The organism is Herbaspirillum sp., assembly GCF_035644555.1.
Lineage (GTDB): Bacteria > Pseudomonadota > Gammaproteobacteria > Burkholderiales > Burkholderiaceae_D > Herbaspirillum.
Genome location: NZ_DASQOH010000030.1, coordinates 1 through 23,018, shown reverse-complemented (window position 1 = coordinate 23,018; position 23,018 = coordinate 1). Strand labels below are relative to the sequence as shown.

The window sequence follows — 23,018 nt, the reverse complement described above, 5'->3', positions numbered from 1 at the left end:
CAGGGCGGAACGGCCGCGCTTTATCAAACTTTACAAGGGGACTTCCATCGTCAGCACTTTGTCAGCAGGAAGGCCCTGGACTCACAGGTTGCGAGTGGCATCGCTGCCCAGCACCACCCGGTTACGGCCCTGGTATTTGGCGTGATACAGGGCCTGGTCGGCCACGCGCACCACCTGTTCGGCGCTGGTGTGATCGTCCGGCCGCAGGGCCGCTACGCCGATGCTGGCGGTGATGTAGCCGAACGGCGAATCGGCATGAGGCAACTTCAGTTCGAAGATGGCCTGACAGATGTTCTCGGCCTGCTGCAGGGCATGGGCGGTATCGCTTTCGGCGATGATGACGCTGAATTCCTCGCCGCCATAGCGCGCCACCAGGTCGCTGGCGCGGCGCGAACTCTTTTGCAGGACGCGCGCCACGATGCGCAGGCATTCGTCGCCGGCCACGTGGCCGTAACGGTCGTTGTATTTCTTGAAGTAATCCACATCCAGCATCAGCAACGCCAGCGGCTGGCCCGAGCGCACCGAGCGCCGCAGTTCATTGACCAGCGCCTCGTCGAAGCGGCGCCGGTTGGCCACGCCGGTCAGGCCATCGGTGGCCGACAGCGCCTCCAGCTTGCGGTTGGCGCGCTCCAGTTCGCGCGTGCGCAGTGCCACCTGCTGTTCCAGTTCTTCCCTGTTCTGCTGCAGCTTGCCGGCCATTTCGTTGAACTTGCGGGAGAGTACGGCAATCTCGTCGCTGCCCTCCTGGATCACCCGCACCGATGTGTCGCCGCTGCCGGCTTCCTTCATGGCACTCACCAGGCGCTGCAGCGGCACGCTGATGCTGCGCGCGATCAGCGCCGAAAGCAGCAGCGAGACCGCAAAGCAGACCAGACCGATGGCGATGATCTTGTCGCGCACCGAGCGCGTATCGGCGTTGAGCTTGTCGCTGGGCGTGGTGCTGACCACCCACCAGGAGGAATGCGGCAGCTTGGCGATGGCAGCGTAGTAGCGTGTCTTGTCCATCCCGGTATAGGCGATGAAGTCGCTGGTGCGCCGCTGCGACAGGCTGTCCGTGATGCCGGCCAGCAAGGCCGGATCGCCATGGCTGGCGCTGCCGTCGCGGCCCTGCACCACCACCGTGCCGTCGCTGGCGTCGACGATGAAGATGCTGGAGTCATAGCCCAACTCCACCCCTTCGAAGATGCTGAAGAAGTAGCTGGGCCGCACACCCACGAACAGATACCCGGCCGGACGGTTGTTGCCGGTCAAGCGTATCTCGCGCAGCATCGCCACGCTCTTCTGGCCGTGGCCGGCGTGGTAGAGCGTCCACCAGGCACGCCCGCCCAGGTCCGGCGCTTCCTCGGCCACGCGGCTGATGCTGCCGGCCAGCGGCGCGAAGACCTGCGGATCGATCACCTGGCGGCGCCGGTCCAGCAGGTATTTCTGGTTGACGTCAGGCAAGGCCCCGTAGGTATCCAGCAGCACCCGCGCCACCCCGCTGCGGGCCGCCGCGCTGGCTGCTTCATGGCCGCTGTAGTAGTCGCCCAGCAGGCGCTGCAGCTTGTCGGAGAGGGCCAGTTCCTCGCTGGTGTCCTCGATCTTTTCCATGCGCAGCAGCAGGTTCTGCGAAATCTGCCGCGCCACCTGCACCGAATACGCGCGCACCTTGTCCTGGGTGGCGCGGCTGGTCTCGCGGTAGGCCAGCAGGCCGGAGATCAGCAGCGGCACCAGCGAGACCAGGATGAAGGAATTGATCAGCCGATAACGGATCTGGATCTTGCGCAGGAAGCCCAGGGAAAGAAAGTCTAGCCGTCTATGCATGGAGGGCGCCCCGTCTCACTTGCCTGCCAGGCTGGCCTGCTCGGCGATCGAATCCTGCAGCGTGCGGGCTGCCCGGGCCGGGGTGGTGCTACCAGCCAGAACCGCCTGCAGCTGCGTGTGCAAGACCTCGATGGTATTGACCGGCAGCAGGGAGTAGTACAGCCCCGGGGCATTGTCGCGCGCGGCATCGCGTTTCATGTCTTCCACCAGCGCGAACAGTGCGCGGTCGCCCTTGACGTCGGCGGCGATGGTGCGGAAGGGCGGAATGTTCTGGCGCTTGCCCTGCCACAGCGGCATGCCCGGTCCATACAGGAAATCCAGGAACTGTGCCGCCACCGCCCGATGCCGCTCGCTGCTGCGCTGGGCCACGGCAAAGCCGGTCTCGCTGCCGAGCACCGGCCGGATCGGCTGACCCCGGTCGTTCCAGGGCGGCACGAATACGCCTACCCGCATACCGCGTCCGTGCATCAGTACACCCGCCGCCCAGGTCCCCTGGAAGGTCATCGCCGCGCGGCCTTCGGCGAACTGGTTCAGGGTGGCATCGTAGCCGGCGCGCAGGCAGTCGGCCTGGACCATCTTCTGCTCCACCAGCGCGCGCAGGCGGCTGAAGATGGCGATGCCCTGCGGATTGTCCAGCTGCAGGCTGCCGTTGGTGATGCGCGCCCGCCAGTCCGGCACGTGGGCGGCGATGCCATTGGCAAAGCCATAGCTGAAGGGGCCGTTGCCCAGCATGTTGGGAAAGGCGCCGGATAGGGCCAGCGGTGTGAAGCCGGCCCTGCGCAGGGCCGCGCCGGCGGCCAGGAAGGCATCGAAGTCGGCGGGCGGCGCGGTGATGCCGGCGCGCTCGAACATGTCGCGGTTGTAGTAGATCAGGGTGGTCGCCACGCCCGATGGGATACCGTAGCGGCGCCCGCCCGGCGCGGTCCATTCGCGTTGCAGGATGTCCAGCAGCTGGTTCCATGCGCGAGTCTGCCCGAGGTCGGCCAGCATGCCCTGGTCGGCCAGCTCGGCCGTATAGGGACTGGCGTTGACGGAAATGATGTCGGGCAGGCTGTCGGTGGCGGCACGGGGTTTGAGGTTTTCCTCGACCGAATTGCCGATCATGAATTGCAGGTCGATGCGCACGTCGGGGTGATCGTGCATGAAGGCATCGGCCACGCGGTGCATTTCTTCCGACCAGTCCGGAGCCCAGACCAGGGCCGTGAGCACCAGCGGGCCGGAAGACGTGCCGGCGCTGCTGGCCGGCACTGCCGTGGCGTCCTCGCTGCGCCCGCAGCCGGCCAGCAGCAGCACTGCGGCCAGCGATGCAATGGCCATCCCGAGGCGGCCGGGCAAGCGCCTCCATTTGCCTGCCGGCCGGCACCCTGGATGGCGGTACGCGGCGGGCCCCTGTGTCAACTTTGTCGACGATGGCGTTGATCGGCCACGCATTCATTTCCCCTGCGGCGAATATTTCTTGTTCTGCAGCACGTTGCCGCACCCTTTGCCGGGCGGGTGGCTCGCACTGCGCCCACCGCCCCGCCGTGCATGTGATCTTGTCACTTGAGAACCATGCAATTCAGTGTGCCAGCTTTTACGCCGGCCTGCACGAACACCGTACGCTTTTCTTGTCGTCGCTCAGTTTTTGCCGGACAGCAAGCTCGCATTGCCTGCGAGGGCTACCTGAAGGAAGTGCGCCGGCACTTTATAATGTGGGCCTCGCGCCCTCCGGCCACACCGCTTCACCCGGCAGCATCCCGCCCTTGCGCGGAGTGCGGTCGCCTCGACAATTCCACATGCACAACAAAGATAACTCGCTCTCGATGGGCAAATTCCCTCCATGGCTGGCTGTCCTGGCCGCCCTCACTGCCATGGGCGCGCTGGCCATCGACATGTACCTGCCCAGCTTCACCGCCATCGCCCAGGACCTGGGTGTGGGCACCAACCTGGTCCAGCTGACCCTGGCTTCCTTCCTGATCGGGCTGGCGGTCGGCCAGATGTTCTACGGTCCCCTGTCGGACCGCTTCGGCCGCAAGCCGCCGCTGTTCTTCGGTATCGCGCTGTACTTCGTCTGTTCGCTGTTGTGCATCTTCGCCCAGAACATCGAAACCCTGATTGTGCTGCGCCTGTTCCAGGGCCTGGGGGGCAGTGCCGGCATGGTGATCCCGCGCGCCATGGTGCGCGACCGCATGGGCGCGGAGGGCTCGGCCAAGGCCTTCTCGATGCTCATGCTGGTGTTCGGCTTGGCGCCCATCCTGGCGCCTTTCATCGGCGGCCTGATGCTGGTCTTCGCCAGCTGGCGCGGCATCTTCGTGGTGCTCACCCTGTTCGGTCTGCTGTGCATGCTGGGCACGCGCAAGTACCTCACCGAGACCGTGGATGTCTCCCGCGCCGAACCGCTGCACCTGGGCCGCACGCTGCGCCAGTACTGGGGCCTGCTGCGTCATCGCCAGTTCATGTCCTATGTCCTTTGCGGCGGGCTGGTGCAGGCGGGCATGTTCGCCTACATCGCCGGCGGCCCGTTCGTGGTGATCGAATTGCACGGCATCAAGCCGCAGTACTTCGGCTTCGTCTTCGCCTCCAATGCCATCGGCCTGATCGCCGCCTCGCAGATCAATGCGCGCCTGGTGGTGCGGCGTTCAGCCGAGCGCGTACTGGGCAAGGTGCTGTGGGTACCGGCCGGGCTCTCCCTGGCGGTGGCGCTGCTGGTGCTGGTCGGGCTGGAGAGCCTGCCGCTGCTGCTGTTCGGCTTCTTCGGTTTCCTCACCGCCTACGGCTTCACCGGCCCCAACGCGACCGCCATCGCGCTCAAGCACCAGGGGCGCCAGGCCGGCACGGCGGCCGCTCTGATGGGGACGCTGCAATTCGGCATGGGGGTGTTGTCCGGCGTGGTGATGAGCCTGTGGCATGACGGCACCGCCTTGCCGCTGGTCTCGGTGATGGCCATCTGCGGTATCGCGGCCTTCCTGCTGTATCACTTCGTGGCCAAGCATGAGCCTGTGACCCCGGCCGGGCACTGACGCGCCGTTCTACCCGTGACTATCCAGAAACCCGGCATGCGCCGGGTTTTTTTTCGGCCGGCACTGCTGCGCTTGCCCACTTTTCGGGATGGCGCCTCACGCATGAGGTGCGTGATTGCCTCAAGAGTGCTCATGCGGCCCCGCGAGGCGACCCCATGGACGCCTCCGCTGGTGCCCGGCAAAGCCTTGTCAGGCAAGGATCTGCGGTCTGTGCAGCAGCGGGTGGCACGCTCGTTGCTGTAGCTCTTGTCGCGGTCTGACCAGTCAGGCCAATCCGAGGACGCCACCATGAGCATGCCCAATATTGCAGCACAGACCTTGCAGCGCCAGATTCTCAGCGGCAACTATGCCGCCGGCGAGATGCTGCCCAGCCAGCGCGAGCTGGCCGAATCGATGGGCATCAGCCGCGCCTCCCTGCGCGAGGCGCTGTCGATGCTGGAAGCGCTGGGCTTCATCCGCTCCGTGCCTGGCAAGGGCACCCTGGTCACCGAGCGCCAGGATGGTCGCATCGCACCGCCGTTACCCTCCTTGGGCGAGGAAGACAGCAGCGCCCCTGAGCTGGATCTGGCGGCCGTGTTCCAGCTGCGCCATGTCCTCGAATCGGCGGCCGCCGCGCTGGCCGCGCGCCACATCACCGCCCATGCCACGCCGCGCCTGTGGGGCATCCAGGCCCGCTTCGAGGATGCGCTCAAGAATCTCGACCTGGTCAGTGCTTCCCATGCAGACCTGGAATTCCATCAACTGGTCGCCGAACTCTCCGGCAATCCCGCCTTCGTCCAGGTGGTGCGCCAGTTCGAACGTCCCATCAGCCACAGCCTGCGCGTTCCATTTGCCGATCGTGAACGCATCTGGGCGCCCGCCGTGGAGCACCGCGCCATCGCCGCTGCCATCTCGGCAGGCGATATCGAGGGCGCGCGCCGTGCGATGCAGGAACACATCGCCAACGCTGCCGAGCGGGTCGGTCTCGGTTTTTCACCACCCTGACGCCTTGCCTCCCGTGGCTGCCTGGCTGTTTTCGCCAACTTTGCTGTCGTTGTCATCGTGCCGTTTGCGTTTCATCTGTCGTTTCCATCGTCGTCCCTCAACAAGGAAAGCACTGCCATGAAATTTCCCAAGACCGCTACCCTGACGCTGGCCTGTACCCTGGCCTTCGGTACCTTTGCCAGTCTGGCTGCCTTGCCCGCCCACGCCGAAAAGGTGTTGCGCATCGCCATGACCGCCGGCGACATCCCGCGCACGCTGGGCCAGCCCGACCAGGGCTTCGAGGGCAACCGTTTCACCGGCATCCCCATGTATGACGGCCTGACGCAATGGGACCTGTCCAAGGCCGACAAGGCCAGCGAACTGATTCCCGACCTGGCCCTGTCGTGGCAGGTCGATGCCAAGGACAAGACCAAGTGGATCTTCAAGCTGCGTCCCGGCGTGAAATTCCATGACGGCTCGGCCTTCAATGCCGATGCCGTGGTCTGGAACGTCAACAAGGTGCTGGACAAGAACGCCGTGCAGTTCGACCCCAGCCAGGTCGGCGTGACCGCCTCGCGCATGCCCACCCTGCGCTCGGCAAAGAAGATCGATGACATGACGGTGGAACTGACCACCTCCGAGCCGGACTCCTTCCTGCCGATCAACCTGACCAACCTGTTCATGGCCTCGCCCGCGCAATGGGAGAAGAAGCTGGCCGCCGTGCCGGCATCGGTGACCGACAAGGCCGAGCGCTCCAAGCAGGCCTGGGCCGCCTTTGCCGCTGATGCGTCCGGCACCGGCCCGTTCCGCATGGCCAAGTTCGTCCCGCGCGAGCGCCTGGAAGTGGTCAAGAATGATGGCTACTGGGACCCGGCGCGCCGCCCCAAGATCGATCGCGTGGTGATGCTGCCCCTGCCCGAGGCCAACTCGCGCACCGCCGCCCTGATGTCGGGCCAGGTGGACTGGATCGAGGCCCCGGCGCCTGACGCGCTGGACGCCATCAAGGCACGCGGCTTCAAGATCTATTCCAATCCGCAGCCGCACGTGTGGCCGTGGCAACTCTCCTTCGTCCCCGGTTCGCCCTGGCTGGACAAGCGCGTGCGCCATGCCGCCAACCTGTGCGTGAACCGTCCGGCCATGAAGCAGCTGCTGGGCGGTCTCATGGGTGAGGCCACCGGTACCGTGGAACCCGGCCACCCGTGGCGTGGCAACCCCAGCTTCCAGATCAAGTACGACCCTGCCGCCGGCAAGAAACTCATGAGCGAAGCCGGCTACTCGGCGGCCAAGCCGCTGACGGTGAAGGTGCAGATCTCGGCCTCCGGCTCTGGCCAGATGCAACCGCTGCCGATGAACGAGTTCATGCAGCAGAACCTGAAGGATTGCTTCTTCGATGTGCAGTTCGACGTCATCGAGTGGAACACGCTCTATACCAACTGGCGCATCGGCGCCAAGGACCCGAGCGCGCACGGTGCCAATGCGATCAACGTCAGCTTCGCCTCGATGGACCCGTTCTTCGCCATGGTGCGTTTCGTCGATACCAAGGCTGCGCCGCCGACCTCCAACAACTGGGGCTTCTACAGCAACCCGGAGGTCGATGCCCTGATCGCCAAGGCCCGCACCACCTTCGATCCCAAGCAACGTGATGCATTGCTGGCCCAGTTGCACGCCAAGATCGTGGATGAGGCGCCCTTCGTCTGGGTGGCCCACGACACCGGTCCGCGTGCCATCGCCGCCAAGGTCAAGGGCGTGGTCCAGCCGCAAAGCTGGTTCATCGATATCGCCACCATGAGCATGGACTGAGACTGAACCGCGTCAGCGGCGCCACCCTGCACGACCCGGCGCCGCTGACGCTTCCCGTACTTTGACGTTTTCTGCACCATCCCTTGTCTTGCCTGGTTTGCGGCGCTGGTGCCGCTGATCCCGACCCGTCGCCGGAACCGCCATGATTGCCTACCTCATACGACGCACCCTCTACGCACTGCCCATCATGCTGGGCGTGGCCTTTCTCTGTTTCATGCTGGTCCATATCGCCCCGGGTGATCCGCTGGTCTCGATCCTGCCGCCGGATGCCTCGGCTGACCTGCAAAAGCAGTTGATGGAACTCTACGGCTTCAACCGCAGCTATCCCGAGCAGTTCCTGAGCTGGGTCTGGCGCGCCCTGCATGGCGACCTGGGCAGTTCGATCGCCACCGGCCGGCCGGTGGCCGCCGAAGTGTTCAAGGCGGTCGGCAATACCTTCATGCTGGCCGCCGTGGCCACCCTGATCGGTTTCGTCTTCGGCTCGCTGTTCGGTTTCGTGGCGGGCTACTTCCGCAATTCCTGGATCGACCGGCTGGCTTCCTTCATCTCGGTGGTGGGTGTCTCGGTCCCGCACTACTGGCTGGGCATGGTGCTGGTGATCGTGTTCTCGTCCAAGCTGATGTGGCTGCCCGCCACCGGTGCCGGGCCCGACGGTTCGGGCGCGTGGGTGTGGGACCTGGAGCACATGAAGTACCTGATCATGCCGGCCGTCACCATGTCCTTCATCCCCATGGGCATCATTGCCCGTACCGTGCGGGCGCTGGTGGCCGACATCCTGTCGCAGGAGTTCGTGGTCGGCCTGAAGGCGCGCGGCCTGTCCGATGCCGGCGTGCTGCGCCATGTGGTCAAGAACGCCGCCCCCACCGCGCTGGCCGTGATGGGCCTGCAGCTGGGTTACCTGCTGGGTGGCTCGATCCTGATCGAGACCGTGTTTTCCTGGCCCGGCACCGGCTTCCTGCTGAACCAGGCGATCTTCCAGCGCGACCTGCCGCTGCTGCAGGGAAGCATCCTGGTGCTGGCCCTGTTCTTCGTCGCGTTGAACCTGCTGGTGGATATCCTGCAAACCATCTTCGACCCCCGTATCGAGCGAGCCTGACATGAATCTCACCACCCCCGTCTCCGCCCTCGACACTGCCGATGCGCAGGACGCTACCCTGCGGCGCTCGCGCGGCCACTGGGCCAACGTCGCCGCACGTCTGGTGCGCAACCCCGGTGCCATGATCGCCGCCGGCATCCTGCTGCTGCTGATCTTCGCCGCCGTCGCCGCACCCTGGGTGATGCCCGGCGATCCCTTCGCCACCTCGATGTTTGCGCGCCTGAAACCCATCGGCACCGCCGGTCACCTGCTGGGGACCGATGAACTGGGACGCGACCTGTTCTCGCGCCTGCTGCTGGGCGGGCGGCTGTCGCTGTTCATGGGGATCACGCCGGTGCTGCTGGCCTTCGTGATCGGCAGTGCACTGGGCATCCTGGCCGGTTATGCGGGCGGCTTCACCAATACCGCCATCATGCGCAGCATCGACATCCTCTACGCCTTTCCCTCCGTGCTGCTGGCCATCGCGCTGTCGGGTGCCCTGGGTGCGGGCATCTTCAACGCGCTTACCTCGCTGACCATCGTCTTCGTGCCGCAGATCGCCCGCATCGCCGAGAGCGTCACCACCCAGGTACGGCGCAGCGACTATGTCGATGCCGCACGCGCCTCCGGGGCCGGCGCCTTCACCATCGTGCGGGCGCATGTGCTGGGCAATGTGCTGGGACCGATCTTCGTGTATTCCACCAGCCTGATCTCGGTATCGATGATCCTGGCCTCGGGCCTGTCCTTCCTCGGCCTGGGCGTGAAGCCGCCCGAGCCCGAATGGGGCCTGATGTTGAATACCCTGCGCACCGCCATCTATACCCAGCCCTGGGTGGCGGCCTTGCCGGGTGCCTTCATCTTCGTGACTTCGATTTCCTTCAACCTGTTGTCCGACGGCCTGCGTTCGGCCATGGAGGTCAAACAATGAGCCTGACTGCCCATCTCCTCACGCAAGAGATCCGCGACATCGGCGGCCCGCGCCAGCCGCTGCTGGGCGTGCGTGCGCTGCTCAAGCACTTCCCGCTCAAACAGCAGGGCCTGCCCTTCCAGCGGGGGCCGGCCAATGCCGTGCGCGCCGTCGATGGCGTGAGCTTCGACATCATGAAGGGCGAAACCCTGGGTGTGGTCGGCGAGTCCGGCTGCGGCAAGTCCACCACCGCCCGCGTGCTGATGCAGCTGATCCAGCAGGACAGCGGCGAGCTGGTGTTCGACGGCCAGACCGTCGGTTCGCGCGCCTTGCCCCTGCGCCAGTTCCGGCGCCAGGCGCAGATGGTGTTCCAGGACAGTTATTCCTCGCTCAACCCGCGCATGACCATCGAGGATTCGATTGCCTTCGCGCCCACCGTGCACGGCCTGCCGGCACGCCAGGCCATCGCCCGCGCCCGCAGCCTGCTGGCGCGTGTGGGCCTGCAGCCGGAGCGGTTTGCCGGACGTTATCCGCACGAACTCTCCGGTGGCCAGCGTCAGCGCGTCAATATCGCCCGCGCCCTGGCCCTGGAGCCGCGCCTGGTGATCCTGGACGAAGCCGTGTCGGCCCTGGACAAGTCGGTCGAGGCCCAGGTGCTGAACCTGTTGCTGGACCTGAAGCAGGAGTTCGGCCTGACCTATCTCTTCATCAGCCACGACCTGAACGTGGTGCGCTTCATCTCCGACCGCGTGCTGGTCATGTACCTGGGCCAGGTGGTCGAGGTCGGTCCGGCCGAACAGGTGTTCGACGCGCCCCGCCATCCCTACACACGGGCGCTGCTGCGGTCCATGCCCAGCATGGACCCCACCCGCCGCACCGAGGAAGCCCCGCTGGCGGGCGATCCACCCAATCCCATCAACCCGCCCTCCGGCTGCCGCTTCCATACGCGCTGCCAGTTCGCGCAGGAAGTCTGCAAGCAGCGCGCCCCCAGTTTCGTCGAGGCGACGCCCGGGCATGGCGTGGCCTGCCTGCGCTATGAAGCGGGCAGTGGTTACGACGCCACCGCCTTCGAGGCCGGCATGATCATCGAGGAGCCGCAACATGGCTGAACAAGGCAAGCAATCCATGGTGCGCCTGCAGGATCTGCGCGTGAGCTTCAAGGCGCCCGGCAAGACCATCCGCGCCGTCAGCGGCGTGGACCTGGAACTGGCCGAGGGCGAGGTGGTGGCGCTGATCGGCGAATCCGGTTCGGGCAAGAGTGTCACGCTGCGTTCCATCATGCGTCTGCATCCCGAAGCGCGCACCCGCATCGAGGGCCGGCTGGAAGTCGATGGCCGCGACGTGCTGGCCATGAACGGACGCGAACTCTCGGCCCTGCGCGGCGATGCGGTCGCCATGATCTTCCAGGAGCCCCTGCTGGCGCTGGACCCGGTCTATACCGTGGGCGCCCAGATCGTCGAGACCATCCGCCGCCATCGCAAGGTCTCGGCGACCGAGGCCCGCGCCCAGGCGCTGGCGCTGTTCGAAAAGGTGCGCATCCCCAGCCCGGAGCGCCGCCTGGATGCCTATCCGCACGAGATGTCGGGCGGCATGCGCCAGCGCGCCATGATCGCACTGGCCCTGTCGTGCTCGCCCAAGGTCTTGCTGGCCGATGAACCGACCACCGCACTGGATGCCACGGTGCAGATCCAGATCCTGCTGTTGCTGCGTGAACTGCAGCGCGAGCTGGGTTTGTCGATCATCTTCGTCACGCACGATATCGGCGCCGCCGTCGAGGTGGCCGACCGCATCGCCGTGATGTACGCCGGTCGCATTGTCGAACAGGGACCTGCCGCCCGGCTGCTGACCCAGCCGCGCCATCCCTACACCATGTCGCTGCTGCAAAGCCGCAGCCATGGCGCCATGCAGAAGGGCCAGCGCCTGCAGACCATTCCCGGTGCGCCGCCGGATCTCGCCAATCTCCCGCCCGGCTGTGCCTTCGCCGAACGCTGCGTCCATGCCCGACCGGATTGCCTGAACCAGCAACCCCCCGAGCTGAAACTGGATGCGCAGCATGCGGTACGCTGTCTGCGTGCGCAGGAACTACAGTTCGCCGCCTGAGTGCCGGCTACTGCCTGCCCTGCATCCCGACTACCCCGAACACTCTGACCTGACAAGGACCTTTGCATGACCGCCGATGCCCACGCCGCTGCTGCTGTCTCCGCCCGCTGTTTCGTCCCCTATCCTCCCGTGCCGCTGGAGAGCGCCGCTGCCGGCCCGCTGGCCGGGGTCCGCCTGGCCGTGAAGGATATCTTCGATGTGGCCGGCTACCCCACCGGTTGCGGCAATCCGCACATGCTGGCCATGTCCGGCATCAAGTCTTCTTCGGCGCCGGCAGTGCAGGCACTGCTGCAGGCCGGCGCCCATTTCGTGGGCAAGGTCTATACCGATGAACTGGCCTTCTCCATGAATGGCAAGAACGCCCACTTCGGCACGCCGCGCAATGGCGGTGCACCCGATCGCATTCCCGGTGGCTCCAGTTCCGGTTCGGCCTCGGCGGTCTCCAACGACCTGGCCGATCTGGCGCTGGGGACCGATACCGGCGGTTCGGTGCGCGTGCCGGCCAGCCATTGCGGCCTGATCGGCTTGCGTCCGACGCATGGGCGCGTATCGCTGGCCGGGGTCATGGACCTGGCCAGCAGTTTCGACACCTGCGGCTGGTTCGCCCGCGACATGGGGGTGTTCAGCCGCGCCGGCGAGGTCTTGCTGGGCCCTGATAGCGCGCCCCTGCCCGAGCAGCCACGCACCATGGTGGCGGCAGCCGTGCTGGCCCTGCTGGAGCCCCGTGTGCAGGAGGTGTTCTCGCACACGCTGGATCGTCTGGCTGGAGTGATCGGCACCCCGCAACCGGTGAAGACCGCCGCGCCTTCCTTCGATACCCTGTACTGGGCCTTCCGCCACATCCAGGGCTATGAAGCCTGGCAGGCCCATGGGGAGCAGATCCGTCGTCATGATTTCCAGCTCGGCCCGGGCGTGGCCGAGCGTTTCTCCTGGTCGGCCACCATCACGCCGCAGCAGATGCAGCAGCATAGTGCGGTGCGCGCCGGCTTCCGCGAAGTCTTCCAGCGCCTGCTGGGCCAGGATGGCGTGCTGCTGTTGCCCAGCGCGCCGGATGTGGCGCCACTGCTGACCGACTCCGAACAGTCCCTGGAAAACTATCGCAACCAGGCCGTGCGCATGCTCTGCCTGGCCGGGCTGTCGGGTTGCCCGCAGATCTCCTTGCCGCTGATGCGCCTGGATGGCGCGCCCTTCGGCTTCTCGCTGATCGCACCGGTCGGCAGCGACCGTTCCCTGATCCGCTATGCCGCGAGACTGATGCATGAGTGCGCCTGAGCCCACGCCACGGGTGGTGCTGGCGCAACCGCTGACGGCACCGGCCTTTGCGCCCTACGGTGACCTGCTCGCGCCGGGCGAGGCCGGGCGCGAGATCAACTTCGGCACCACCCAACGTTTCGATGACGTGGCCCGGCTGGATGTAGAGGAGCAGGGCGGCCGCGCCTGCGTGGCCCTGTTCCGCACCGACGCGCAGACCCACCGGGCGCCCTATCCCCTGCGCGCCTTCGAGCGCCATCGCCTGGGCAGCCAGAGCTTCATCCCGCTGGGGGCCAGTCGCTGCCTGGCGGTGTTGGCCGGCAGTGGCGACACCCCCGACGAGGCCGCCATCGTTGCCTTCCTGATCGAACCCGGCCAGGGCGTGACGCTGCGGCGCGGCGTCTGGCATCACCCCCTGATCACGGTGGGCGCAGCCGACGTGCTGGTGATCGAGCGCGCGGCGGCCAGCGAGGATTGCCAGGTCATGGCCATGGACACGCGCGTGGAAGTGCGGTTGGGCTGATGCGGCTGATGCGGCTGATGTTGGGCCTGGGCAAGCCGCCCCCGGCGAATCCTGCAATAATGACGGATTGTCACAGCCCCGATCAGTCTTGCGCCTGGTAGTCATGTGCGCTGGTCGCGGCTGCCTTCCTTTTTTCCTGTCACCGTCATGCTGCACGCAGTCGCTGCCTCCGTCCTGTGGGGCCTGTTCCCGCTTTACTTCAAGTTGTTGAAGGAGGTTGCTTCCTTCGATATCGTGGTGCAGCGCCTGTTCTGGTCCTGCGTGTTCCTGGCGGGTGTGCTGGCCTGGCGGCGACAGTGGCGCTGGCTGGGGGAGGTGGCGCGTCAGCCCAGGGTGGTGGCCGGTTGCCTGCTGTCGGCACTGCTGCTGAGCGGCAACTGGACCCTGTATGTCTGGGCGGTGAATGCCGGGCGCATCGTCGATACCAGCCTGGGTTACTTCATGAGCCCCCTGATGAGCGTCTTCATGGGCTACCTGATCCTCAAGGAACGCATGCGTCCGCTGCAATGGCTCTCGGTCCTGCTGGCGCTGGGTGCGGTGCTGTGGCTGACCTTCGCCAACGGCAAGCTGCCCTGGATTTCGCTGCTGATCGCGCTGTCCTTCGCCTTCTATGGCCTGCTGCGCAAGACCGCCCACCTGGGCCCGCTGGAAGGCCTGTCGCTGGAAACCCTGCTGATGCTGCCGCTGGTGCTGCTGTTGCTGGGCATCGATGCCGTGCGCGGCAGCAATGCCTTTACCCATGCCTCTACCAGCGCCCAGGTCCTGCTGATGCTGTCCGGCCCCATCACGGTGGTACCGCTGCTGCTGTTTGCCCATGGCGCGCGCCGCATCCCGCTATCCATGCTGGGCCTGATGCAGTACATCTCGCCCACCATCCAGTTGCTGGGCGGGGTGCTGATCTACGGCGAACCCTTCACCGGCGCCCGCGCCATCGGCTTTTGCGTGATCTGGGCGGCGCTCGCGGTATACTCCGCCGAAGGCTTGTGGCGCTACATGCGCTCCCGCGCACAAAGCTCGACCGAGCCCGGCGCCGGCAGCGCCTGAGCACCGGCTCATCGTTTCCCTCTTACTGGCAACTCATACCATGGCCCAATACGTCTTTACCATGAACCGCGTCGGCAAGATCGTGCCGCCGAAGCGGCAGATCCTCAAGGACATTTCGCTGTCCTTCTTCCCCGGCGCCAAGATCGGCGTGCTCGGCCTGAACGGCTCGGGCAAGTCCACCCTGCTCAAGATCATGGCCGGCATCGACAAGGAAATCGAGGGTGAAGCCATCCCGATGCCCAACCTGAACATCGGCTACCTGCCGCAGGAACCGCAACTCGATGCCGAGAAGACCGTGCGCCAGGAAGTCGAAAGCGCCCTGGGTGAAGTCTTCGAAGCCCAGGCCAAGCTGGACGCCGTCTACGCCGCCTATGCCGAGGAAGACGCCGACTTCGACGCCCTGGCCACCGAGCAGGCCCGTCTGGAGGCGATCATCGCCGCCGCAGACGGCAACAGCCTCAACCAGCAGCTCGAAATGGCCGCCGACGCGCTGCGCCTGCCGCCCTGGGACGCCAAGATCGGCGTGCTCTCCGGTGGTGAAAAGCGCCGCGTGGCACTGTGCAAGCTGCTGCTCTCCAAGCCCGACATGCTGCTGCTGGACGAGCCGACCAACCACCTGGACGCCGAATCGGTGGACTGGCTGGAGCAGTTCCTGCAGCGCTTCCCCGGCACCGTGGTGGCCATCACCCACGATCGCTACTTCCTCGACAACGCCGCCGAATGGATCCTGGAACTGGACCGTGGCCACGGCATCCCCTGGAAGGGCAACTACAGCTCCTGGCTGGAACAGAAGGAAGCCCGCCTGAAGCAGGAAGAAGCCAGCGAATCGGCGCGTCAGAAGACCATCGCCAAGGAACTGGAATGGGTACGGCAGAACCCCAAGGGCCGCCAGGCCAAGAGCAAGGCGCGCCTGGCCCGCTTCAATGAACTGTCCGAATACGAATACCAGAAGCGCAACGAGACCCAGGAAATCTTCATTCCCGTGGCCGAGCGCCTGGGCAATGAAGTCATCGAATTCAAGAACGTCAGCAAGGGCTATGGCGACCGCCTGCTGATCGACAACCTGAACTTCAAGATTCCGGCCGGTGCCATCGTCGGTATCATCGGCCCCAACGGTGCCGGTAAGTCGACCCTGTTCCGCATGCTGGCCGGTCGCGAGACCCCGGACAGCGGCGAACTGGTGCTGGGCCCCACCGTCAAGGTGTCGCTGGTGGACCAGTCGCGTGAAGACCTGGGCAACAAGAAGACGGTCTTCGAGGACGTTTCCGGCGGTGCCGACATCCTCACCGTGGGCCGTTTCGAAATGCCGTCGCGCGCCTACCTGGGGCGCTTCAACTTCAAGGGCGGCGACCAGCAGAAGGTGGTCGGCAACCTCTCCGGTGGCGAGCGCGGCCGCCTGCACCTGGCCAAGACCCTGCTGCAGGGCGGCAACGTCCTGCTGCTGGATGAACCGTCCAACGACCTCGACGTGGAAACCCTGCGTGCCCTGGAAGATGCGCTGCTGGAATTCGCCGGCACCGTGCTGGTGATCTCCCACGATCGCTGGTTCCTGGACCGTATCGCGACCCACATCATCGCCTTCGAGGGTGATTCGCAGGTCACCTTCTTCGACGGCAACTATCAGGAATACGAAGCCGACAAGAAGAAGCGCCTGGGCGAAGAAGCCGCCAAGCCCAAGCGCATCCGCTACAAGCCGGTCACGCGCTGATCGCTCGTTGATCGCTCGCTGATCGCCTGATCGATCCGTACCCGGGAAACGCCGCTGGACGTCGCTGACGTCAGCGGCGTTTTTTTTCGGCGGGGATGGCGTGTAAAGAGTTGTAGGGATGCATGACGGGGCCCGTGCCGATGGCTACCATCCCTGCATCACAGGAATCCTCGGGGGGAACGTCGATGAAGACGCGCCAGGTGCTGGCCATTTGTCTGCTGCTGGGTGCTTGCGCCAGTTCGCAACCGGTCACGCAGATCGACAAGGACACCTATCTGCTGGTGGCCAGTTCGCGCTGGCACGGCAACGAGGGCGTGGCGCTCCAGGGCCTGCAGCAGGCCGACGACTGGTGTCGCCAGCGCGGGCGCCGCACACGCGTGACCGGCAGTGAGCGCTCCGATGGCGTGATCGGGGTGATGCCGCCCAAGGTGATGTTGACCTTCAAGTGTGATCCATCCCCATAGGAGCGGTTCCCATGGCCCGGGAGCGGGCAGAAAACGCCCTGCGCGGGTAGAATCACGCCCTCGCGCCCACCAGGCGCCCGGTCGAGAAGAGGCCGCCGTCCTATCCCGGGCGCGATGATCTCTCCTTCCTCGTTCGCGTCATCCGCGCACCCGATAAAAAAATTCGCGCCACCTGGCTCCCCGGGCTACGTTTGCCATCGGGTCCCAGGACTGTATCCATCATTCATCCGCCCTGACATGCTCGCCACGATTACCCGCCTCTTCCCCGTGTGGGCGCTGCTGCTTTCCGCCGCCGCCTATTTTTCGCCACCGACCTTCACGCCCCTGGGCAAGTACATCACCCAGCTCCTCACCCTGATCATGCTGACCATGGGCGTGACGCTGACGGTGGATGACTTCAAGCGCATCATCAAGCGCCCCGCGCCGGTGGCTGCCGGCATCATCTTGCACTATCTGGTCATGCCGCTGGCCGCCTGGGTCATCGCCAAGGTGCTGCGCATGCCGCCTGACCTGACCGCCGGCATGGTGCTGGTGGGCAGCGTTGCCTCCGGTACCGCCTCCAACGTGATGATCTATCTCTCGCGCGGCGACGTGGCGCTGTCGGTCACCATTTCCACGCTGTCGGCGCTGGTGTCGGTATTTGCCACGCCGCTGCTGACGGAGCTGTATGTGGACGCTTCCATCCACTTCGACGCGCATGCCATGCTCATGTCCATCGTGCAGATCGTGGTGGTGCCCATCGCCGTGGGCCTGGTGCTGAACCTGTTTGCCGGCAACCTGATCCGCCGCATCGAACCCTACCTCTCGCTGGTGTCGATGGTGGCGATCCTGCTGATCATCTCGGCGGTGGTCGCCGGCAGCCAGGCCAGCATCGCCTCGGTGGGCCTGGTGGTACTGGTGGGCGTGATCCTGCACAACGGCCTGGGTTTGCTGGGTGGCTACTGGGGTGGCCGCCTGCTCGGCTTCGACGAAGCGGTATGCCGCACCTTGGCCATCGAGGTGGGGATGCAGAATTCCGGTCTGGCGGCTGCGCTGGGCAAGCTTTACTTCACCCCGGTGGCGGCCTTGCCGGGCGCGCTGTTCTCGGTGTGGCACAACCTGTCGGGTTCGCTGCTGGCCGGTTACTGGCGCGGTCGCCCGCCGCGTGACTGAGCCCTGTATTCGCCTGATATTCGCCTGAAACGACGCGGCCCGCTCCCGTATGGAAGCGGGCCGTTGTTCATGGGCCGTTATGTGCCTACAATCGGCCACATTCATCCTCCAAGGAAGGGACCATCATGCAAAAACGCCAGTTCATGCGCCTGGGCGCCACCCTGTTGGCCGCACCGGCCGTCCTGCCGGCGCTGGCTGCGGACAAGAAGGCCGGTGGGTCCGGACCGGTGTTGCTGACCGTCACCGGCGACATCGGCAACAGCAATCGCGGCGCCCTTGATCCGGCGCTGGACCAGATGATGGCCAAGCAGAAACTGAGTTTCGACAAGGCCTATACCTTCGACTTTGCCGCCCTGTCGGCCCTGCCTTCGGTGGAAATCCACCCCACGCTGGAATACGACCGCCGTCGCCATAGCCTGCGCGGTCCCCTGTTGTCGGAGGTGCTGCGCGTCTGTGGCGCCCCCGCCGCGCTGCAGAACTGCGCCCTGCGCGCGGTGGATGGCTATGCGGTGCTGGTGTCCGCAGCCGATATTGCCAAGTACCGCTTCATCGTCGCCACCCACCTGGATGGCAAGCCGATTCCGCTGGGCGGGCTCGGTCCGCTGTGGGCCGTCTATGAGGCCGACAGCTTCCCGGAGATGGCCGCGCGCCCCTTGCCGGAGCGCTTCGGCCAATGCCCGTGGGGCCTGTACCACATCGCCGTGCGCAAGGCCTGATGCCAAGCGTTGGTGAAAGTGCCGAGGCGCCTCAGACGTTGATGGCGCTGTCCGACTTCATCCGCTTGCGCAGTTCGAACTTCTGGATCTTGCCGGTGGAGGTCTTGGGCAACGGTCCGAAGTAGATCGCCTTGGGTACCTTGAAGCCGGCCAGGTGGCCACGGCAGAACTCGGCCAGTTCGGCCGCGCCGATGTCGGCACCTTCCTTCAGTTCGACAAAGGCGCAGGGGGTCTCGCCCCATTTCTCGTCCGGCTGTGCCACCACGGCAGCCGCCAGTACGGCCGGGTGACGGTAGAGCACGTCTTCCACTTCCACGCTGGAGATGTTCTCGCCCCCGGAGATGATGATGTCCTTGCTGCGGTCCTTGATCTTGATGTAACCGTCGGCATTCATCACGCCCAGGTCGCCGGTGTGGAACCAGCCGCCGGCGAAGGCTTCCTGCGTGGCCTTGTCATTCTTCAGATAGCCCTTCATGCAGATGTTGCCGCGGAACATGATCTCGCCGATCTCTTCGCCATCGGCGGCGACCGCTTCCATGGTGTCCGGCGAGAGCACCGTCACGCCACTCTGCAGGTGGTAGCGCACGCCCTGGCGCGACTTCAACACCGCCCGCTGGTCCACCGACAGGCCGCTCCAGTCATCCTGCTCGGCGCAGACCGCCGCCGGCCCGTAGACCTCGGTCAGGCCATAGACGTGGGTCAGTTCGAACTGCATGGCCTCCATCTTGGCCAGCACGGCCGCTGGCGGCGGTGCACCTGCCACCATCGCCTTGACCGGACCGCGGATGCCGACGCGCCAGCCCTCGGGCGCATTGGCCAGCGCCGCATGGACGATGGGCGCGGCGCAGTAGTGGGTGATGCCGTGCTCGGCGATCAGGTCGAACACCAGCTTGGGCTCGAACTTGCGCAGGCAGACGTTCACACCGGCGCGCGCGGCCACCGTCCACGGGAAGCACCAGCCATTGCAATGGAACATCGGCAGCGTCCACAGATAGACCGGGTGCTTGGGCAGGTCCCATTCGAGGATGTTGGACACCGCATTCAAGGCCGCGCCACGATGGTGGTAGACCACCCCCTTGGGGTCGCCAGTGGTGCCGGAGGTGTAGTTCAGGGCGATCGCATCCCATTCGTCGGCCGGCATCTGCCAGTCGAACTGTTCGTCACCGCTGGCCAGCAGGGCTTCGTATTCGAGGTGGCCGAAGCGTTCGCCGGCTACCGGTGGCGGGCCCAGTTCATCAAAGACTTCGACGATCTTCAGGGCCGGCAATTGCGTGCGCAACTGCTGTGCCAGTGCGGCGAATTCGCTGTCGATCAGCAGCACCCGGGCTTCACCATGGCGCAGCATGAAGACGATGGATTCGGCGTCGAGCCGGATGTTGAGCGCGTTGAGGACGGCGCCGGCCATCGGTACGCCGAAGTGCGCCTCCACCATCGCCGGGGTATTGGGCAGCATGGCTGCCACGGTGTCGTTCTTGCCCACGCCCAGGCCTTGCAGGGCGCTGGCCAGTCGGCGCGTGCGGCGGTAGGTCTGGTCCCAGTCCTGGCGCAGTGCGCCGTGGATGATGGCGGTGCCCTTGCCATAGACGGCGGCGGCACGCGCGATGAAATCGATGGGGGTGAGGGCCGCGTAATTGGCGGTGTTGCGGCCGAGGCCGGTGTCGAAATCTGCCATGTCTGTCTCCTAGCGGCGGGGATGGTGGGGCGGCGGCCTTGTGCATTTTTTATCAGCCGCAGATCAGTTCTCTAGGGTAGCACTGAAGCCGGCTTGCGCTTTGTCATCACGACGACAAGGCTGACATGCGACAATGTCCGGCGTTTTCCTCCTTCCCCAAGCCCCCTCATGAGCAGCAAGATGGCGCAGCTTCTGCAGCAATACGACTGGTTCGCCGCCCTGTCGGCCGAACATCGTGCGCTGGCGGCCGCGACCACGCAATTGTCACGCTTTGCCGCCGATGCCTTCGTGGCCCGGCGGGGCGAGCGGTCCGATTACTGGATCGGCGTGCATGAGGGCCTCATCAAGCTGGCGGTCTACAACATCGACGGCCGCAGCAGCACGCTGTCGGGCGTGCCCGAGGGCGGGTGGTGCGGCGAGGGCAGCGTGATCAAGCGCGAGCCGCGCCGCTATGATGTCATCGCCATCCGCGCCTCGCAGATCCTGCTGGTACCGGCCGATACCTTCCATCGCCTGATGGCCGAGAGCCTGCCCTTCAATGCCTTCGTCATCGGCCAGTTGAACGAGCGCATGGGCCAGTTCATCGCCACAGTGCAGAACGAACGTCTGCTGGATGTGGATGCCCGGGTGGCGCAGGCGATTGCGCAACTCTTCCATCCCATGTTGTACCCGCGTACTTCCAAGGTGCTGGAACTGTCGCAAGAAGAGATCGGCCTCCTGACCGGTCTGTCACGCCAGCGCGTGAACCAGGCCATGCGCCACCTGGCCGAACTGGGGCTGGTGGAGATTTCCTACCAGAGCATCCGCGTGGTCGACCTCGATGGTCTGCGCGCTTTCGGCATGGCTTCGCTATGAGGCGGCGCAGCCTGTCACCGCAACGACAGTCTGGCGGTCAGGCCTGGCATACCATCGGTCGACCTTCCCGCAACTGAATTGCCATGGCCATCGTCACCCACCATCACCTGCAATTGCGCGAACTGCGTTTCGCCGCGCCGGCGCGGGTGCGGGTGTGGAAGGGCGCAGCCACGCTCAGGAGCGGCAATGTCACCATCGAACTGAGGGAGGGCGAGAGCTTCACCGTCCCGTCCTTCGTGCGCTTCTCCTGCCTGGCCCATCCGCGCATGGCGGCGCAGGGAATGCGTCCGGCCGTGTGGTCGCTGGCGCTGGAGACGCAATCTCCGGCGGACATGGAAAGCGCGGCCGATGCCAGCAAGCCCCATGCACGTCGCCTGGCCGCCGCGATCTTCGCGCAACCTGCGGCCGACTGGCGCGCCGAGGGCATTGCCCGTGACTGGCAGATGAGCCCGGCGCGTCTGCGCGCGCTGCTCTTTGCCGAAGGGGAATCGCTGCGCAGCCTGGTGCGCGAGCAGCGCGTGGCCTGGGTCCTGGCCGGGCTGGCGCGCATGGAAGATGCCGGCGCAGCGCCTGCGGCGGCCGGATTTGCCTCGCTGGCGGCGCTGCAGCGGGCTTGCCAGGAAGCCATCGGGCTACCGCCGGAGATCGCCCGCCGCGCCATCTCGCTGCTCAGCAGCACGCCCGTGCAGGTCGCACCGTCGCGCCAGGATGAGGCGCGCAAGCCGCGCTACCGGCCCTATTTCTGAGATTTCCGAGGTGCAGTCCGCCGCCCGGCGGCAAGTTTGCTACCATCTGCGCTTTCCCTCAATTCTGTGTGGCCCGCTGCGGGCCGATTTCTCATGAGCAAGTTCTGGAGCCCCATCGTCAGCCGCCTGACGCCCTACACCCCCGGCGAACAACCCAAGATCGCGCGCCTGGTCAAGCTCAATACCAACGAGAGCCCGTATGGCCCGTCGCCGCTGGCGCTGCAGGCCATCGCCCGTGAAGTCAGCGACAGCCTGCGCCTGTATCCCAATCCGGATGCCGAGCCGCTCAAGCTGGCCATCGCCCGCCGCCATGCCGCCGACGGCATCAGCGCGCGCGAGGTGTTCGTGGGCAATGGCTCCGACGAAGTGCTGGCGCATGCCTTCCAGGCCCTGCTGCAGCATGGCAAGCCCATCCTGTTCCCGGACATCACCTACAGCTTCTATCCGACCTATGCCGGCCTGTACCAGGTCGAGTATCGCGCCGTGCCGCTGGCCGAGGATTTCACGCTGCGCGCCGACGACTACATCGGCCAGGGCGAGGCCATCGGCGGCATCATCTTCCCCAACCCGAACGCGCCCACCGGCTGTCTGCTGGGACTGGACCAGGTCGAGCGCATCCTGCAGGGCAATCCGGAGCGGGTGGTGGTGGTCGATGAAGCCTACATCGATTTCGGCGGCCAGAGCGCCATCCCGCTGGTGCAGCGTTATCCTAACCTGCTGGTGGTGCAGACCTTCTCCAAGTCGCGCGCGCTGGCCGGCATGCGGGTCGGTTTTGCCATCGGCCACGCCGACCTGATCGATGCGCTGGAGCGGGTCAAGAACAGCTTCAACTCCTATCCGCTGGATCGCCCGGCGATTGCCGGCGCCACCGCCGCCATCGAGGACGAGGACTACTTCCAGAAGACCTGCGGCATGGTCATCGCCAGCCGCACCGCCCTGGTGGCGCAACTGGAAGGCCTGGGCTTCCAGGTCCTGCCGTCGGCGGCCAACTTCGTCTTCGCGCGTCATCCGCAACACGATGCGGCCGCCCTGGCGGCGGCGCTGCGCAGCGACGGCATCATCGTGCGTCACTTCAAGACCGAGCGCATCAAGCAGTTCCTGCGTATCACCATCGGTACCGATGCGGATTGCGCCACGCTGGTGGAGGCACTGGGGCGCCATCTGGGTCAGCAGTAAATTCTGCGGGGAACGGCGGCCGGTCCGCTGTCCCCAAACCTTAGCTGAGCGGCCGCTGGCGCCA

The 23,018-nt window shown here is 65.7% G+C and carries 20 protein-coding genes; 17 read left to right on the top strand and 3 right to left on the bottom strand.

The window, feature by feature from the left end:
• Positions 1-81: 81 nt before the first annotated feature.
• Positions 82-1,803, bottom strand: coding sequence for a diguanylate cyclase (locus VE092_RS08250; RefSeq protein ID WP_324875638.1), 1,722 nt, complete (start codon positions 1,801-1,803; stop codon positions 82-84).
• 15 nt (positions 1,804-1,818) lie between these two features.
• On the bottom strand, positions 1,819-3,120 hold the full coding sequence (locus tag VE092_RS08245; protein WP_414653443.1) for an ABC transporter substrate-binding protein: 1,302 nt from the start codon (positions 3,118-3,120) through the stop codon (positions 1,819-1,821).
• A gap of 458 nt (positions 3,121-3,578) precedes the next feature.
• Here VE092_RS08245 and VE092_RS08240 point away from each other — a divergent pair, with 458 nt between their 5' ends.
• The 14 genes from VE092_RS08240 (at position 3,579) to VE092_RS08175 (ending at position 18,505) form a co-directional block, all read left to right on the top strand.
• Entirely contained in the window at positions 3,579-4,802 is a 1,224-nt protein-coding gene (locus VE092_RS08240; RefSeq protein WP_324875634.1) for a Bcr/CflA family multidrug efflux MFS transporter, read from the top strand.
• A gap of 288 nt (positions 4,803-5,090) precedes the next feature.
• Complete coding sequence (locus VE092_RS08235) at positions 5,091-5,786, top strand: FadR/GntR family transcriptional regulator (protein WP_324875632.1); 696 nt, start codon at positions 5,091-5,093, stop codon at positions 5,784-5,786.
• Between the two features lie 117 nt (positions 5,787-5,903).
• A complete protein-coding gene (locus VE092_RS08230) occupies positions 5,904-7,565 on the top strand; it encodes an ABC transporter substrate-binding protein (protein ID WP_324875630.1) in 1,662 nt (553 codons plus the stop codon).
• A gap of 142 nt (positions 7,566-7,707) precedes the next feature.
• Entirely contained in the window at positions 7,708-8,661 is a 954-nt protein-coding gene (locus VE092_RS08225; protein WP_006464618.1) for an ABC transporter permease, read from the top strand.
• 1 nt (position 8,662) lies between these two features.
• A complete protein-coding gene (locus tag VE092_RS08220) occupies positions 8,663-9,568 on the top strand; it encodes an ABC transporter permease (protein WP_324875627.1) in 906 nt (301 codons plus the stop codon).
• Entirely contained in the window at positions 9,565-10,656 is a 1,092-nt protein-coding gene (locus VE092_RS08215; RefSeq protein ID WP_324875625.1) for an ABC transporter ATP-binding protein, read from the top strand. The genes VE092_RS08220 and VE092_RS08215 overlap by 4 nt, the downstream gene beginning before the upstream one ends.
• Positions 10,649-11,647, top strand: a complete 999-nt coding sequence (locus VE092_RS08210) for an ABC transporter ATP-binding protein (protein ID WP_324875623.1) — start codon at positions 10,649-10,651, stop codon at positions 11,645-11,647. The genes VE092_RS08215 and VE092_RS08210 overlap by 8 nt, the downstream gene beginning before the upstream one ends.
• Positions 11,648-11,713: 66 nt before the next feature.
• The gene (locus tag VE092_RS08205; RefSeq protein ID WP_324875621.1) at positions 11,714-12,919 is read left to right on the top strand and encodes an amidase; all 1,206 of its coding nucleotides are present in this window, start codon (positions 11,714-11,716) and stop codon (positions 12,917-12,919) included.
• Positions 12,906-13,421 (top strand): ureidoglycolate lyase, encoded by a 516-nt coding sequence (locus VE092_RS08200; protein ID WP_324875619.1) that lies wholly within the window; start codon positions 12,906-12,908, stop codon positions 13,419-13,421. Before VE092_RS08205 ends, VE092_RS08200 begins: the two co-directional genes overlap by 14 nt.
• Positions 13,422-13,568: 147 nt before the next feature.
• Complete coding sequence (rarD, locus tag VE092_RS08195) at positions 13,569-14,465, top strand: EamA family transporter RarD (protein WP_077237305.1); 897 nt, start codon at positions 13,569-13,571, stop codon at positions 14,463-14,465.
• Positions 14,466-14,505: 40 nt separating this feature from the next.
• A complete protein-coding gene (gene ettA, locus VE092_RS08190) occupies positions 14,506-16,173 on the top strand; it encodes an energy-dependent translational throttle protein EttA (RefSeq protein ID WP_039790218.1) in 1,668 nt (555 codons plus the stop codon).
• Positions 16,174-16,358: 185 nt separating this feature from the next.
• Positions 16,359-16,637: a hypothetical protein gene (locus VE092_RS08185; RefSeq protein WP_102664148.1), complete on the top strand. Its 279-nt coding sequence runs from the start codon at positions 16,359-16,361 to the stop codon at positions 16,635-16,637.
• A gap of 237 nt (positions 16,638-16,874) precedes the next feature.
• Positions 16,875-17,789, top strand: coding sequence for a ketopantoate/pantoate/pantothenate transporter PanS (gene panS, locus VE092_RS08180; protein ID WP_006464609.1), 915 nt, complete (start codon positions 16,875-16,877; stop codon positions 17,787-17,789).
• A 125-nt stretch (positions 17,790-17,914) separates the two neighbouring features.
• Positions 17,915-18,505: a molybdopterin-dependent oxidoreductase gene (locus VE092_RS08175; RefSeq protein WP_324875614.1), complete on the top strand. Its 591-nt coding sequence runs from the start codon at positions 17,915-17,917 to the stop codon at positions 18,503-18,505.
• Between the two features lie 31 nt (positions 18,506-18,536).
• Here the strand turns inward: VE092_RS08175 and VE092_RS08170 are convergent, their stop codons facing one another.
• Positions 18,537-20,177, bottom strand: coding sequence for an acyl-CoA synthetase (locus VE092_RS08170; RefSeq protein WP_324875612.1), 1,641 nt, complete (start codon positions 20,175-20,177; stop codon positions 18,537-18,539).
• A 180-nt stretch (positions 20,178-20,357) separates the two neighbouring features.
• On the opposite strand from VE092_RS08170, the gene VE092_RS08165 reads away from it, so the two are divergent.
• The 3 genes from VE092_RS08165 (at position 20,358) to hisC (ending at position 22,954) form a co-directional block, all read left to right on the top strand.
• Positions 20,358-21,032, top strand: coding sequence for a Crp/Fnr family transcriptional regulator (locus tag VE092_RS08165; protein WP_077237306.1), 675 nt, complete (start codon positions 20,358-20,360; stop codon positions 21,030-21,032).
• Between the two features lie 83 nt (positions 21,033-21,115).
• Positions 21,116-21,778: a hypothetical protein gene (locus VE092_RS08160; RefSeq protein ID WP_324875609.1), complete on the top strand. Its 663-nt coding sequence runs from the start codon at positions 21,116-21,118 to the stop codon at positions 21,776-21,778.
• Positions 21,779-21,871: 93 nt separating this feature from the next.
• Positions 21,872-22,954 (top strand): histidinol-phosphate transaminase, encoded by a 1,083-nt coding sequence (gene hisC / locus VE092_RS08155; RefSeq protein WP_324875607.1) that lies wholly within the window; start codon positions 21,872-21,874, stop codon positions 22,952-22,954.
• Positions 22,955-23,018: the final 64 nt, after the last annotated feature.